The organism is Cellvibrio sp. PSBB023, assembly GCF_002007605.1.
GTDB lineage: Bacteria > Pseudomonadota > Gammaproteobacteria > Pseudomonadales > Cellvibrionaceae > Cellvibrio.
In genome coordinates, this window is the sequence record NZ_CP019799.1 from 1,479,711 (window position 1) to 1,495,907 (window position 16,197).

A 16,197-nucleotide genomic window follows, 5' to 3' on the forward strand; every position below is an offset into this window, starting at 1 on the left:
ACTGGATTCCAAACACCATAAGGTTTCGATAATACGAACACCGCGCTGACTGGTATCATTCGCCACCTCATTTATCTGCCTGCAAGTGTTAATCATGCCAGCCACCACCATCAAAACCTGGGATATATTTTGTCGTGTCATCGATAACTTCGGGGATATTGGCGTGTGCTGGCGGCTAGCGCGCCAACTGGCCGCAGAACATCAGCAAAAGGTGCGCCTGTGGGTGGATGACATCGCCTCGTTGCAACGCATATGGCCAGATACCCTGACCGCCGAGCGACAAATGCTGGCCGGTGTAGAGGTGCGCGTGTGGCACACCGCGTTTGACCAATCGGTCCAGCCAGCGGAGATTGTTATCGAAGCCTTTGCTTGCGATATTCCGCCCACTTATCTCGGCGCCATGGCGGCAGGTAAAGCCAAGGGCCAGCCGCCCTTGTGGATCAATCTGGAATACCTGAGCGCCGAAGCCTGGGTGGAAGAATGCCATGGCATGGCCTCGGTCCACCCCGCAACCGGCCTGCGTAAAACCTTTTTCTTTCCCGGCTTCACTGAACGCACTGGCGGTTTACTGCGAGAGCAATCGATTCTGGCGCAGCGCGATGCCTTTAACCGACAGGGGTGGCTGGCGCAGATGGGTATAGACCCAGTCGCAAGCAGCCTGTTGATATCCCTGTTTGCTTATGAAAATGCCGCTATTCATGCGCTGCTCAACGCCTGGCAACAATCGCCGCACCCCATCCATTGCCTGGTACCAGAAGGCAAGATTCTGGGCAGTATTAACAGCGCCCTAGGCAAACGGCTAAACACAGGTGACCTCCACCAATCCGCAAACCTGACCTTGCAAATCATCCCCTTTGTGACCCAAACCGAATACGACAAATTACTCTGGGCCTGTGATATCAACTTTGTCAGGGGTGAGGATTCCTTTGTACGCGCACAGTGGGCGGGGAAACCGGTGGTCTGGCACATTTATGTACAGGACGACGATGCCCACTTAGTCAAGCTACAGGCATTTTTGCGCCACTACACCACACCAATCCCCACATTAACTGCCGCCATAAACCAGTTCTGGATAGATTGGAATGAGGCCGGGCATACGGATACCAGTTGGAACCAATTAATAAAACAACTGCCCGAATGGCGCGAACACTGCCGCCACTGGAGTCAATCATTGAGCCAAGCCCCTGATTTAGCACAACAACTCTATGACTATTGTCTGAAACGAGCAGGCTAAAAAAGCACTACAGAAAAGCGCCAAAGAACTGTATAGTAGCGCGCCGATTTCAAACCCGGGACCTCTGGGGGCTATAAGGCCCACGCGCACCGTGCAAACCAAGGCTTCCCTCCTATTCGTTAACCATTGCAAACTGGGATTTATCATGAAAAATGCTCAAGAATGCCGCGCAGGCAACGTTCTGATGATCGACGGCTCACCCTGGGTTGTTCAAAAAGCGGAATACAACAAATCCGGCCGTAACTCTGCCGTTGTTAAAATGAAATTGAAAAACCTGCTGAGCGGCATCAATACCGAAACCGTTTACCGTGCAGACGACAAGTTCGACGACATCCAATTGGATCGCAAAGAAGTAACCTACTCTTACTATGCCGACCCAATGTACGTATTTATGGACCCAGAGTTCAATCAATACGAAGTAACTGCTGAAGAATTGGGCGACCTGTTGCCTTGGATGGAAGACGGCATGGAAGATGTATGTGATGCAGTGTTCTACGACGGTAAAGTAATCTCCGTAACGCCACCTAACGCTATCACTCGCGAAGTGGCTTACACCGAACCAGCAGTACGTGGCGATACCTCAGGTAAAGTGATGAAGACCGCTAAACTCAACAACGGCACTGAATTGCAAGTTGCTGCATTTGTTGAAATCGGCCAAAAAATCATCATCGACACCCGCACCGGCGAATACAAGTCTCGCGCTTAATCGCAAACTGGTACCGCAACTAAAAATGGCGCCCTTATGGCGCCATTTTTATTTCAGGCTAACCGAATTTATTGATGCGCACGACTGGCTACGTATTTGCGGCCAAACCAATAACAACGAATGCCTAATAAAAACGCCGTAATTACCCCAAACAATACCGCGTCAACATAACTGGAGCGCACCTGCATGAATACATGCAGCCACGCTAAAACAGCAATGACATAAATACTTTTGTGCAGGCTCAGCCAGTGCTTACCCAAACGTCGCATCATAGCTTGAGTGGATGTAACTCCTAAGGCAATCAGTAGAATCACCGCCGGAATAGTCACCAGTATATAAGGCCGCTCCACCAGCTCTTTGGCAAAGCGCGAAAAATCCAAGCCGAGAATAAACACCAGAAACGCCAGCACATGCAGCACGGCATAAAAAAGCGTAAAAAGACCCAGCATACGCCGGTGTGCTTGAAGCCACCGAAAATGACAGCCTTTAAAATTGATCAAGCGACGCAAGGGTGTTACCGCCAAGGTGATAAATAAAAAATAAATCGCCCACTCGCCGGTAAATAGCACAATAGTTTTTGCGGGGTCGGCCCCCAGTTGATTGGCAAAGGTTTTGTACGTAATAAAAACCGCAGGTATCAACGAGAGCAAAAAAATAACAATTCGCCGCCAAAGCACAGACATGGAAATTACTCTTAGTAAAATTTACGCAAGTCCATATCTTTATACAGATGTGCCACTTGCTCTGCATAGCCATTGAACAATTGTGTGGGAATAATATTCGGCTTGAGCAAGCCACTTGGCAAACGTCTCTCTTCCGCCTGACTCCAACGTGGATGACTGACTTGTGGATTTACATTGGCATAAAAACCGTATTCGTCAGGCGCCAACATACTCCAGGTGGTTTTCGGCTGCTTTTCTGTGAATTCAATTTTCACAATGGATTTAATGTATTTGAAACCGTATTTCCAGGGTACGACCAAACGCAAGGGTGCACCATTTTGATTGGGCAGCACCTTACCGTACAGGCCAACGGCCAAGGTGGTTAGTGGATGCATCGCTTCATCCATACGCAAACCTTCGCGGTAGGGCCAATCAATTGTGCTAAAGCGACTTTTTTGTCCCGGCATTTCCGAAGGGCGCTCAAGTGTTGTAAAGGCTACATATTTAGCTTTACTGGTTGGCTCAAAACGCTGGATTAACTCTGCCAATGAAAAGCCGACCCAAGGCACCACCATCGACCAAGCCTCCACACAGCGCAAGCGATACACACGCTCTTCCAGCGCGATGCCTTTTAATAAATCCTCCAGCGCAAATGTGCCCGGCTTGGCGACCTCTCCTGCAATTTCAACCGTCCAGGGATTGGTTGTTAATACATGCGATTTTTCTGCAGGATCAGTTTTGTTATAGCCATATTCGTAAAAATTGTTGTAACCGGTAATGTGCTCATAAGGCGTGATGGTGTCGGTAATTACACCTTTATTCGCACTTGCCGCAGCCAGTTGCTGTGTAAGCCAGGCGGGGCCTTTCACATCCACATCGGTCACATGAGCGGGAGCCGCCATACTATTTGACGTCGCCGCTACGCCGACACCTAAGGCCGCCACGCTCATCGCACCGCGCATAAAATCACGGCGCGCATGATAAATAGCTTCGGGAGTAATTTCGGAAGATGGAATATCGCTTGGACGTTTGATAAGCATACTGACCTCAGTAATGCAGAAGGATTGGTGCTATAGACTCAAAGTACGCGTGAATGTTACTGCCGCACAAAAATATAATTCCGGCCTTGGTAGTCACAAACATAGTAGCGACTCCCCAAGGCACTACAATCAGCCAGACTTAGCGCTGCAGGCAAGCTCACTGATTCACTCACAGCCATTGCCGCTTTGTCTTTTTTGAGAAAGCCAAACATAGTTTCAAAGCGCCGGGAAAAATCCAATCCTTTGGTTTGTAAATCTTGATAAAGATAGGCGAACTTTCGATAAGTCATAGTTACAGCGCCAAGGCCGATTTCACACATTTTACCGATGTACTGCTCATAGGCATTGGTCAAACTGACATTGCTATCACTCACTACCGGCAATGCCATTGTATTGGCTGAATCGAGTACGCCCGCCGCAAGGCGATGATTGGCCTTATTACCCACTAATGCATAAGTCGCATCCGCGCAGTGAATATGGCGATCGCGCAATTCACAGGAAGAATCTACTAACAAAGCCGCAGGCTTCTGAGTATAGCTCTCTTGAGCAATAGGGTTACGTGGCAGAACCCTATCCGGTTCACTGGCAAAAGGTTGTCTCGCTTTGGGGGGCGACTCTACTTGCACTGCCTGTTTGACCGGCGCAGGCAACCTGATTGCATTGCGCTCCGCCGGGCGTTTTAACAGTGAATATTGGACTTGCTCATTATTCTTTTTAAATTGCTGAAATGGCGGCAGGTTTTTCACCTGCGCCTTGGTCTCTAACTGGCAATAAACCTGTTCATAATAAGTTTCTGCCGAGGCAAAACAAAACTTGTCCGCTTTGGCACCACTACTTAGCAGCAATACAATAACCATACTGCAGCGAAGATGGCGCATAAGCATTTTCCTTTTATGTATTAATGCGTAATCAACCAGCACTGATGGATTTTAGGATTGCGCTTGAAGTCTTCATCGATAGTCTGGGCGCTAATATCCTTGATAGTAAAACCACTGAGCGCCTCGGTATCCAATTTAAAACTACGCAGGTTGTTAGAGAAAATCAGTGTGCCGCCTTCTGCGAGTGAACGCATGGCATTATTGATCATACCTACATGATCGCGCTGCACGTCCAACACATCTTCCATGCGTTTTGAATTGGAGAAACTCGGCGGATCAAGCAGGATCAAATCAAATTGCTGATCGTTATCTTCCAACCACTTCAAACAATCTGCTTGTTCCAAACGGTTGCGCGATTCACTCAAACCATTCAGTGCGTAATTTTTTCGCGCCCAGTTCAAATAGGTGTTGGACATATCCACACTCACGGTATAACGCGCACCTGCCATTGCAGCATGCACACTTGCCGTTGCGGTATAACAAAACAAATTTAAAAAGCGCTTATCTTTTGCCAGGTTCGCAATCATTAATCGCACGGAGCGATGATCCAAAAACAAGCCCGTGTCCAAATACTGCCACATATTGATGTGCAGTTTCGCCTGCCCTTCCTGCACACTGAACAGATCGCCCGTTGGACGTTCGCTGATTTTTTCGTACTGACTGGTGCCCTTGTTGCGGCGACGCTGCTTGTAGCTGATATTTGCAGCGGGAATGTCCAGCGCAAATGGCACGGCCATTTCAATTTCCACAAAGCGCTGCGCGGCGCGCTCTTCATCAACCGATTTTGGCGCGGCGTATTCCTGCACATGGGCATAAAGCTGCGGCGCACGATTAGGTTGGGTTTGCCCGCGATAAATATCAATTGCCGCCGAATATTCCGGCATATCCGCATCGTACAGGCGGTAACAACTAATGTCGTTTTTCTTCGCCCACTTTTCCAATTGCTTAAGATTTTTTTGCAGGCGATTCACCAGCATTTGCGCACCATTAGAAAGTGCCGCCGCCTGTTCTTTTTTGTTTTCAACTTTTACCCGCTGCTCCGCTTCCCGGCGCTCGGTATCATCTTTACTGAAACGTGCATCCTGCTCTACACGGCTTTGCACAAAAGCCTCGCTACTGATGCTGAACATCAACAATTCGCTGGCGATGGTGCCGTTAAAGAATTTGTATTTTTTATCTGCACGCAGCCCCATTTGCTTGCCAAGCTCCGGGTTACCGGTAAATACCCCTGCGCGCCAACCTTGGAATTCATTACGCAGCCGCTCGCCCAAATGGGCATACAACAATTTGAGCGATTCAATTTCACCCAGACGCTCACCATAAGGCGGGTTGCTGAGCACCAGACCAAACTCCATCGCCTTGTTGTGGGTGGGCTTTACAAAATCAGCCAGCTCTTTGCGACTTACGCGCAACCAGTGATCCAGCTCTGCGCTGACAATATTTTCCTCGGCAGCACGAATTACCTTAAGGTCTGCATCGTAGCCGCGAATTTCCGGCAGGTTTTCACGCGCGAGGCCGATTTTTTTACGCTCAAAAGCTTCATCGCGCAAACCGAGCCAAATGTCGTTGCGGTGATTGAGCCAGCGCTCAAAACCAAAGCTGCCACGCAATAACCCGGGGGCGATATCCGCAGCAATTAAGGCCGCTTCAATCAAAATCGTGCCCGAACCACACATAGGGTCGAGCAAGGCACCACCTTGGGCAGCGATTTCCGACCAACCGGCACGAATCAGGATGCCTGCCGCCAGGTTTTCCTTCATAGGCGCACTGCCCTGCTTAATACGATAGCCGCGGCGATGCAGGCTGTCGCCCGACAAATCGATACTCACAATCACTTTGCTTTTGGATAGGCGTACATTCACCCGCAGGTCAGGATCGCGCTTGGCAATCGAGGGGCGCTCACCGCTGAAATCCCGCAGGCAGTCCACTATGGCATCTTTCACTTTTACAGCGCCAAACTGGGTATTGCGGATGGCATCATTGGTGCCAATAAAATCCACCAACAGGCTGCCGCTCGGGCTCAGGTGCTCCTCCCAACGCAATTCACGCACGCCGTCGTAAAGCTCTTCCTGGCTGTTGGCCTCAAAACTGGCCAGTGGCAGCAGGACTTTGTTTGCGAGGCGCGACCAGAGACAGACGCGGTAGGCCATCTCGATATCACCGGAAAAATAAATACCGGCAACTGTCTCGCGTAGATCTTCTGCGCCAAGGGTTTGCAGTTCGGTGTAGAGCAAGCCTTCCAAGCCTTTTGGGCAGGTGGCGAAATATTGATGTGTCATTAATGCTTCCAAGGTGAACTTTTCTGAACCACACCTGACTAAACAAAGGTGTTTGTCATTAAGTTGTCAAATACATTTGCTAGGCCGATATGCCATATAGAACGGCCTATGTATAAAAATTTAATCGTTCACGGCTCAGGTTAAATCTGGTGTACTCACCAGACCTGTCCATGCTAAGGAGAATCCAAGAACCAGTCACACCGGCAAGTGAAAGACCGCAACACCGCTTTCGTCGATAAGTAAAACCCTATCGATAATCCACAACTTAGAGGTGCAATAACTGATGAAACGTCAAAAACGTGACCAAACAGAACGCGCATTTGTAAAAGGGTATCAAGCAGGTATTGATGGGCGTTCAAAAAGTCTCTGCCCCCACGAAACAGGCCAGGCTCGCCAACAATGGCTCAATGGCTGGCGCGAATCGCGTATGGATCAGTGGGATGGCTATAGCCGTTTGGCACAGGTTCAAAAAATTAGCAACATTCAACCCATGTCTATGAGTGGTTAATGTCCACCACCCTTGTTAATACTCATCAATACACTGAGTAGATAACCACAGACCTACAGAATTCCTCACCCAATCATGTTAAATGAATAAGCCCGCTACTGCGGGCTTCGTTCTATTTATCACTGCGAACTTTTCTTATCACCAGGACCTGTTATTGCAACAAGCACGCTTGCCCTGCACTGCCAATTACTAGCTATTAAAGCCCCTTGTGATAGCTGGCGATACCCTCGGCGGCGCGTCCGATCAAGGCTGGTCCTTCGTAGATAAAACCACTGTATACCTGCACCAGGCTGGCGCCGGCGCGAATCTTGTCGGCAGCACTGGCACCATCCAAAATCCCACCCACACCAATAATGGGTAACTTCCCTCCCAAACATGCATTCAAGGTACGCACCACATAAGTACTTTTATCGCGTACCGGCAGGCCACTCAATCCACCCGCTTCGCTGCCATTTTCGTAATCTTCCACACCGACGCGAGTGATGGTTGTGTTGGTGGCGATAACGCCGTCCATCCCTTCCTGGATCAAAATACCTGCTACCTGATGGATTTCGCTTTCATCCATATCCGGCGCGATTTTTACAGCGATAGGCACATAACGGCCCGTGGCGCTGTGCAATGCCGCCTGCTCTTTTTTGAGCGGCGCCAGTAACTGCGACAATGAATCGCCAAACTGTAAGTTGCGCAGGCCGGGAGTATTGGGTGATGAAATGTTGACGGTAATGTAATCCGCATGGTCATACACTTTGCGCAGGCAAATCAGATAATCATCCACCGCGTTTTCGACCGGTGTGACGGCATTTTTGCCGATGTTAATCCCCAAAACACCCTTATAGCGACGTTTTTTAACCTGTTCGACCAAGTGGTCAACGCCCTTATTGTTGAAGCCCATGCGGTTGATAATGGCTTGAGCTTCCGGAATACGGAATAAACGGGGCTGCGGATTGCCCGGTTGCGGGCGCGGAGTAATGGTACCAATCTCAACAAAACCAAACCCCAGTGCGCCCAAGGCATTGAAATAATCGCCGTTTTTATCCAAACCGGCAGCCAGGCCTACGGGGTTATCAAAGGTGAGCCCCATCACTTGCACAGGGTTGCTGGGCACTTTACCTGCAAAGAGACCCACCAAGCGCAGGCGCTCAGCGGCACCGAGCATATCAAGGCTGAGTTCATGGGAGGTTTCGGCGTCGAAGCGGAATAATACATCGCGAATATGCTGATACATGGCAGGCTCTTGGCAGATCTATAGGGAGAGTCAAAACTGGGCGCAAGGATACTGGATTATAGCCCTCAAATCACCCCGCCCCCACATTTATCCTCCTAAGCGCTGGATGGAATGGAAGCGATTATCCGCATCAAAATTAATTTGAAATGTACCGCGCACGCCATTGTGCAAGACAAAAGGTCGCAAAATACCTGCCGGGAAACGGATATTACGGCCATCAAGGCTCTGCGCAAAAACCGTTTTTGCGCTGCCTTGATAAAGCCGCTGGAACTCCTCAGCAGAAATAACCAGACTGACCACTATGCTGTTCAAAAAAACTCCAACAAAAAAGATGACCCAAGCTATTTTAATCAGATTTTGAACTGCAGGGTATTTTCCAGCAAACGATCTGCCCCTTGCCGCAGGTTTAGGCTGTAACCGAAGGTTTTTTGCACTTGATCCAGTATGTTTTCTGAAGAGTCACCAAGCTCTCGTGTACTGCGAGACATTTGCTCTGCAACCGCCGCTTGCTGCTCAGCCGCAGTTGCAATCTGGGTGTTCAAATCGCGTAACATCTCCACATTCTGCACAATTTGCTGCAAGGAATCCCCTGCGCTGGCAGCACTTTGCACTGAGTTTTGCGCCCCCTCAAAACTTTGCAAAATAATATCTACCGCCTTACCTGCGCGCTGTTGCAGTTTTTCAATCACACCGCGAATTTCTGCCGTGGAATCCTGGGTTCGCTTCGCCAAAGAACGTACTTCATCCGCCACCACGGCAAATCCCCGGCCTTGCTCTCCCGCACGGGCAGCTTCAATCGCGGCATTCAATGCAAGTAAATTGGTTTGCTCAGCAATACTGCGAATGACCTCCAGTACAGCACTGATATCTGCGACATCACTTTGCAATTCAGTGATGATAGTTTTGGCATCGCCCACATCACTCCCTAATCGATTAATTGCCGCTATCGCTTCATTTACACGCGAACGCCCTTCTATCGCTGTATCTCGTGCAACGTCGGTTGCTGAACTGGCTTCGACACAAGTGCGCGCCACCTCACGAACCGTAGCAGCCATTTCAGTTGCTGCCGATGCAGATTGCTGCGTTTGATTATTTTGTTGGTCCAACTCACTTTTGGTTTCATCGGTGACGGCCTGTAACTCTACAGATAATTTATTCACCTGATCAGCAGACCCTTGAATATTATTAATTAATGTAGAAACCTGACTAACCATAGCCGTAAGATTATTAGCAACATCGCCAATAACATCCTCACTTCGCACCTGTAAGCTGCCAGAAAAATCCCCCTCTTTTAATGCTTGGGTAAGATGATTAACCGCATGTACACTTTGATTCAGCGCAGCCAGAATCCCCATTGCTACGTAACAACCTAAAAATATGCTAAGTAATGCCACTGTCAGCAAAAGCATTCGGACTCCCGCCGCCTGCTGACGAGCAGTTACAGCACTGTCCATGAGCTGCTGGCTTGCAAGTTTATCCACTTCAGCCAAGGCATCTATCACGCTGGTAGCTTGGCTAAAGAAGGCCGTATTTGTCACTTGTACAACCTCAGTAGCCAGCGCATCCTTCAGCAACATGGACTCAAAATCTGCAACTGTTGTGGAAAACCTATTCACTGCCGCTGAAAAATGTTTGACTAGTACAGGGTTTTGGCTCAACAACTGAATTTGTTGCTCAAAACCCGTTAGCGCGCGTTTTGCAACAAAATGCAATCCCACCAGCGTCACTCGCTCCTCTGGTGAAATAATCTGGTCAGTCAAGGCTGCTGCACCCCGTCCCCGCAATTGTCCCAAGAGTTCCTGCAATTCAGGGATTTGAAATAAAGTGAGTTGCGAGAGGTAATAATTGTCACGGGTGGATTGCAATTCAATGTCAAAATAATCCACCAGCAATTTAATCTCTGTATGCACTCGTGCAATGAGCTCAGTGTGCGCCGAAAAACTTTTAGCAGCATTTTTTTCAATAGCTGCCAACATTAAACCGCGCCATGATTGCTCTATGTCCGGCAGGGCCGATTTAAAATTCGTGGTTTCATTGAGACGTTTCATCACACTGATAAACTGTTGGTCCAGCGCTTGCTCCAGTTGTTGTATGGATTCAGCCTTATCGCTCGCGCCAGCCAGATATTGCGCCATCAGTCCCCGGTGGCGAGCAATTTCCAACGCGATAGGTTTAACCTCAAGAATCAAATCCACACCGGTTTGCGTTCGTTCAGTGGTGGCTAACGTTTGGCTACTTTGCAGCCACTGCTGACTCAATAACCACAAAAATGGCAACAGAAAAATCAGCACAATTGTGAGCAATTTACTGGAAAAGGACATTGTATTTGCCAGCCGAATTGCTGGCCTGAGAAGGATGGACATGATCATTCCCTATTAACTGCAACTAACTACGCACCAGAAATGCGCACCCAACAGATGTGAATAACAGCAATATCTACAAAAAGATAAAACCCCAAGTGACAAGATACAAATCACAGCAATTATTCTCATTGATGCAACGCAAGCGCACAACAATAAACTATTAATAAACGCTACAGGCTGCACCAATCAGTCAATTAATTGACTGCAACTCACTTCAGTATAGTTAATATGCTATTGCTGTCATTCTCTCGTACAGTATTTATACTGTGCTATAAGGATTCGCAGTATTGGGTGGCCTGCGCCAAATCCAATAAATCGCGTAGTGCCACAGCAATCATTGCAAAATCAGTTCCATTTACGGCTTGCAATTCATTGACCATAGACTTCCAGCGCGCAATCAATAACTGATGCTGGGCACTCCAGCGCGCGATTAATTGCTCCAGATCTTGCGTCTCATCCATCAACCGTACCAGCGACACACTCAAGGTTCGCAATTGCGATTCCAAATCCCCCAGGTAGGTTTCCCTTGCCATGGCTTGCCAAAAATTATCCACAGGCAAGTTGGAGATCTGCGTAGAAAACCACGGCAAGCTCAAATAATTACCCAGCGCAAAATACACTTTGGCCAAGGCTTCTACTGGTTGATTGGCAATACGCGCAGCTTCAATCACACTCAAACCGGAGTAAAGGTCTGCGGGGTGTGCCGCACGTTTAATCAGGGATTCAGGCAAGCCCAGCGCGCGCAGATGGTCCGTCGCTGCCAGCCATTCCTGCAGTGTTTCACCGTTGAGCAAATGCACCAGGTTTTCGTTGATATGCATCATGCCCGGCGAAAACAATTCCACCTCGGTAGCCGGGTTCAAATAACTGCGGCGATTGCGTAAAAACCAGCGTGTTGCACGGCGAATTTTGCGCATCATGCCGTTAATAAGTTGCAATTGCAGGGTCGATGAAATACTGGTTGAGGTACGCTCCAGCGCTGCCAAAAATTCCGGCATGGCATAAATATCCCGCGCAATCACATAGGCCTTGGCAATATCCCCCACACTGGCGCCAGTGGATTCCATCAAGCGCTGCGCAAAACTGATGCCCATGGTATTCACCATGTCATTGGCAATTTGGGTGGCTACTATTTCATGACGCAAGCGGTGATTGCGCAGCGCCAGCGGAAATAACTGTGAAATTTTTTGCGGAAATGCGGTTTCTATAAATGCCGCCATATAATCGTCGTCCGCAATGGCGACCTGAGCAAGATCTTCTTTTAACACAGCTTTTGCGTAGGAAATCAGAATCGCCAATTCCGGGCGCGTTAAAGCCTTGCCCTGGGTTTGCCGTTCCAGCAAGGCTTCATCGCTGGGTAAAAATTCCAATTTCCGATTCAGCCGCCCTTGTTGTTGCAAGCCATTCATTACGCGACGATACTCCGCACTGCGCGCTAATGCTTCAGATTGTGCCACGCTAATCGCCTGTACCTGGCGACGATTATTGTAGAGCACCAGTTGCGCCACATTGTCGGTCATATCCACCAACAATTGATTGCGTTGCTTTTGGGTCAAATCGCCATTGGCCACAATTTCATTCAATAAAATTTTGATATTCACTTCATGGTCGGAACAATCCACACCACCGGCGTTATCAATAAAATCAGTATTGCATGCACCGCCTTGTAAACAATATTCCACCCGCCCACGTTGGGTCATACCCAAATTGCCGCCCTCGCCAAACACCTTGCAACGCAACTGTTCACCGTTAACGCGCAAACTGTCGTTGGCTTTATCGCCCACCTCGGCATGGGTTTCGCTCGCGGCTTTTACATAGGTGCCTATACCGCCATTCCAAATTAAATCAACTGGCGCTTGCAGGAGTAGATTAATTAACTCCGTCGGTGTGAGGCTACCGGCATCCAATGCAAAACGCGCGCGCATTTGCGCACTGATCGCAATGGTTTTTGCACTGCGATCAAACACGCCACCACCTTCACTGATCAGCGTTTTATCGTAATCCGCCCAGGTACTTTTGGGCAGCGCAAACAGCCGCTGCCGCTCACGGAAGCTGATTGCAGGATCAGGATCCGGATCGATAAAAATATGTTGATGATTGAATGCAGCAACCAACATTAAGGCTGGCGATAACAACATACCATTACCAAAGACATCGCCCGCCATATCCCCGATACCCACCACACTGATGGGCTGGGTTTGCACGTCAATCTCTTTTTCACGGAAATGGCGCTGCACAGAAATCCACGCGCCGCGCGCTGTAATCCCCATACCTTTGTGATCGTAACCCTGGCTGCCGCCCGACGCGAAAGCATCACCGAGCCAATGGTTGTATTCGAGTGATAAGGCGTTGGCTATATCGGAAAAACTGGCCGTTCCCTTATCCGCAGCCACTACCAAATAGGGATCATTTTCGTCGTAGCACAGCGTATTTAACGGGGCAATAACACCGCCGTCGATAAAATTATCCGTGAGATCTAACAAGCCCCGAATAAACCACCGGTAACAGGCAATTGCCTCTTGTTGCTGTTGTTCACGACTGGCATTCACTGGCATTTTTTTACAAACAAATCCGCCTTTGGCTCCACTGGGAACAATCACCGCATTTTTAACTTGCTGCGCTTTTACTAACCCCAATATTTCGGTGCGATAGTCCTGCAACCTATCCGACCAGCGCAGGCCTCCGCGCGCCACTTTGCTGGTGCGCAAATGCACGCCTTCCATGCGTGTAGCATAGACAAAAATTTCAAACAGTGGGCGTGGTTCGGGAATTTCCGCCAAGCCACGCGGCGAAAATTTAATGGAGAGATAGGGCTTGGATGCCCCCTGTGAGTCACACTGGTAAAAGTTAGTGCGCAAGCTATTGTCGATCAAGGCCATAAAGCGGCGAATAATGCGATCGTCATTCAAGTTTTGGACGCGATCCAATCCACTGATAATCTGCGTGCGAATTGAATCTATTTGCGCAGGGGTGGATTCCTGTTGCGCTTGCGGATCAAATTTACAGCGGAACAATTCAACCAGGTTGCGGGTTAAATCGGCCTGACTCACAAGTGCTGAGGCTATGTAATGAATACTGAATGGAAATAATGTCTGGTGCATGTAGCTGGCGTAGGCGCGCAACATAACAACATAACGCCACTCCAATCCAACGGCACCAACCAGACTATTAAAGGCATCGTTATCTGCCGCACCTTTCCAGATCGCAATAAAAGCATCAGCCAATACCGTTTTAAGGACTGCAAATGGCAAATCAGCCGCCGCTTGGTGAGCTAATTTAAAATCGTGTAACCACACCACCTGGCCGGAATTACTGCGAATATCGTAAGCACTTTCACTGACAACCCGAAACCCCAGATTCTCCAGCACTGGAATAACATCTGAGAGCGCCAGGGTAGTGTTAGGGTGAAAAATTTTAAATTGTAAAAAAGCGCCCTGCTCCTGCACCCGCAATTGATAAATACTCAGCGCAATGGGTGCCGCGGCCAACGAAGTGTCGGTGAGTGCTTCCAGTAAATGCTTGATTGTGTGAATGTCCTGCACCGCGGTGCGAGCATCGTATTGCTCCTGGTAAGCGGAGGAAAAGGCATCGCGATACTCGCGCAACAGTTGGGCACTGGCTTCTTCGCCGTGGGCCTCCAGCAAAGCGCCGAGCAAAAAATCCTCCCATGAGCGGGTGATGTTGACAATACCGGCTTGCAGGGCAGCTACATCAATGGGTGGCAGCAGGCCCTTCTCTAACTTAAACACCAAATAGACGCGCGCTAAAATCGATTCTGAAAAATAAGTGGTGAACTCACATTCACTGGAACCTATAGCGCGGCCAATTAATTCCTGAATGGCCAACCGCACCTTGGTGGAAAAATAATCGCGTGGCACATAGACAATAAAATTAATAAACTTTCCAAAAGGATCGCGCCGCATAAACAGGCGCACCATAGAGCGTTCGTTAATTCGCGCAACGCCCATCAAGGTTTCAAATAATTCGGCACTGCTGCTTAAAAATATTTCGTTACGTGGAAAAGTTTCCAGCAATTGACGGAAGTTTTTACCGTCGTGACTGGATTCCAACAGTTCACTGCGGGCAAATACCTGGGCTACTTTTGTGCTGATCAAGGGAATCTCAGCCGGATTCATTAAATACACCGCCGAGGTGTAAAGCCCGAGAAAACGCGCCTCGCCAATCACGTCGCCCTGCGCATTAAATCGTTTGACAATCACGTAATCAGAATAGGCATAGCGATGAACACGGGCGCGCAACGAGGATTTGGAAAACACAATCGGCTGTGGCACCAAATGAAAGCGGGCCATACCTTCGTTAAAAGAGTCGGCGGCCAGCATGGCGGCGGGCGCAGCGCGCAGGGCAAAAATCCCCAAGCGCTGCGCGGGAATTTCACGCAGTGTTTTTTTGCCATCCACATCGCAGAACTCATATTCGGAGTAGCCGAGAAAGGTAAATTTGTCCTCGGTGAGCCAGCGCAAAAACGCTTTGGTTTCCTGCACCCGTGCAACACAGGCAGTATCCTGCATAAAACTGAGGTTTTGTTCCGCAGCCAACACCGCAGCGCGCATAGGTTGATAATCACTAACCACCCGCTCCACTTCAGCCAATACGCTATGCAGGCTGGCGACTATAGCGGCCAGCTCATCCGTATCACTGTGTGCGCTGATTTCCATCACAATCAGTGCTTCATGGTCTTCATCAGCTTGCGTACCGTTGCGTTCTTGCACGCGCACCAAACGCGTGCCATCGCGCTCAACGGTTAACACCGTACTTTTAATGGTGTAGATGGGAATGCTGCGGCGGTTCAATTCAATGCGCAGCGAATCCACCAAAAAGGGCATGTCGCGCTGCAGCACGACCAATACTGTGTGCGAACTGACCCAACCGTCTTCTGCCAAACCGGGGTTAAACAAGCGGATCTTGGGCTGGCGGCGATCGTAACTCGCCATAAACTGCCACCATTGGTAAACACTGCCAAATACATCGCTCAGGCGCTTGCCTTGTAGCTCATCCAACGGATAGTGGTGAAAGAACCGGCTCGCAAACTCGCCAAACGCCTGTTGCTCCTCCGGCGCGAGCTGCTCATTGGCATAATGGGTAAATTCATCCAAAAATTCGGCTGGCTTATGCTGACTGACCAAAGTACTGTTCACGGCATCCGCTCCTGTTGTTATGGAGGACTTATGGGGGGCTTGTTACAGGTTTGTTATCACAGTTTTTTTGCGCACTTGGTTGAGACTTGTCACAGGGACTTATGGTTCTCTAAGCCTAGTCGAAAAATCGCTGTAAACACTTGAAA

Annotated in this window: 11 protein-coding genes; 3 read left to right on the forward strand and 8 right to left on the reverse strand. The window is 49.1% G+C overall.

Features of this window, described 5'->3' with window-relative positions:
* The first annotated feature begins 94 nt into the window (after positions 1–94).
* Entirely contained in the window at positions 95–1,234 is a 1,140-nt protein-coding gene (earP, locus tag B0D95_RS06625) for an elongation factor P maturation arginine rhamnosyltransferase EarP (protein ID WP_078043164.1), read from the forward strand.
* A gap of 145 nt (positions 1,235–1,379) precedes the next feature.
* Positions 1,380–1,940 carry an elongation factor P gene (gene efp, locus B0D95_RS06630; protein WP_007641857.1) on the forward strand — a complete coding sequence of 187 codons (561 nt, stop codon included), beginning with the start codon at positions 1,380–1,382 and terminating at the stop codon, positions 1,938–1,940.
* A 68-nt stretch (positions 1,941–2,008) separates the two neighbouring features.
* Here the strand turns inward: efp and B0D95_RS06635 are convergent, their stop codons facing one another.
* Genes B0D95_RS06635 through rlmKL form a run of 4 tightly spaced genes read right to left on the reverse strand, consistent with a single transcriptional unit; the run spans position 2,009 to position 6,799 of the window.
* Entirely contained in the window at positions 2,009–2,623 is a 615-nt protein-coding gene (locus B0D95_RS06635; RefSeq protein WP_078043165.1) for a sulfite oxidase heme-binding subunit YedZ, read from the reverse strand.
* Between the two features lie 11 nt (positions 2,624–2,634).
* The gene (msrP, locus tag B0D95_RS06640) at positions 2,635–3,642 is read right to left on the reverse strand and encodes a protein-methionine-sulfoxide reductase catalytic subunit MsrP (RefSeq protein ID WP_078043166.1); all 1,008 of its coding nucleotides are present in this window, start codon (positions 3,640–3,642) and stop codon (positions 2,635–2,637) included.
* 56 nt (positions 3,643–3,698) lie between these two features.
* Positions 3,699–4,520, reverse strand: a complete 822-nt coding sequence (locus B0D95_RS06645; RefSeq protein WP_078043167.1) for a hypothetical protein — start codon at positions 4,518–4,520, stop codon at positions 3,699–3,701.
* Between the two features lie 20 nt (positions 4,521–4,540).
* Positions 4,541–6,799: a bifunctional 23S rRNA (guanine(2069)-N(7))-methyltransferase RlmK/23S rRNA (guanine(2445)-N(2))-methyltransferase RlmL gene (rlmKL, locus tag B0D95_RS06650; protein WP_078043168.1), complete on the reverse strand. Its 2,259-nt coding sequence runs from the start codon at positions 6,797–6,799 to the stop codon at positions 4,541–4,543.
* Between the two features lie 283 nt (positions 6,800–7,082).
* Between rlmKL and rmf the strand changes: the two genes are divergently transcribed.
* Positions 7,083–7,307 carry a ribosome modulation factor gene (gene rmf / locus B0D95_RS06655; RefSeq protein WP_078043169.1) on the forward strand — a complete coding sequence of 75 codons (225 nt, stop codon included), beginning with the start codon at positions 7,083–7,085 and terminating at the stop codon, positions 7,305–7,307.
* A 196-nt stretch (positions 7,308–7,503) separates the two neighbouring features.
* Here rmf and B0D95_RS06660 read toward each other — a convergent pair whose 3' ends face one another.
* From B0D95_RS06660 to B0D95_RS06675, 4 genes are all read right to left on the reverse strand, one after another.
* The gene (locus B0D95_RS06660) at positions 7,504–8,532 is read right to left on the reverse strand and encodes a quinone-dependent dihydroorotate dehydrogenase (RefSeq protein ID WP_078043170.1); all 1,029 of its coding nucleotides are present in this window, start codon (positions 8,530–8,532) and stop codon (positions 7,504–7,506) included.
* Positions 8,533–8,619: 87 nt separating this feature from the next.
* Positions 8,620–8,844, reverse strand: a complete 225-nt coding sequence (locus tag B0D95_RS06665) for a DUF2835 domain-containing protein (protein WP_078043171.1) — start codon at positions 8,842–8,844, stop codon at positions 8,620–8,622.
* Between the two features lie 38 nt (positions 8,845–8,882).
* Entirely contained in the window at positions 8,883–10,853 is a 1,971-nt protein-coding gene (locus B0D95_RS06670; RefSeq protein WP_168172412.1) for a methyl-accepting chemotaxis protein, read from the reverse strand.
* A 311-nt stretch (positions 10,854–11,164) separates the two neighbouring features.
* A complete protein-coding gene (locus tag B0D95_RS06675; protein ID WP_078043173.1) occupies positions 11,165–16,051 on the reverse strand; it encodes an NAD-glutamate dehydrogenase in 4,887 nt (1,628 codons plus the stop codon).
* Between the last annotated feature and the right edge of the window lie 146 nt (positions 16,052–16,197).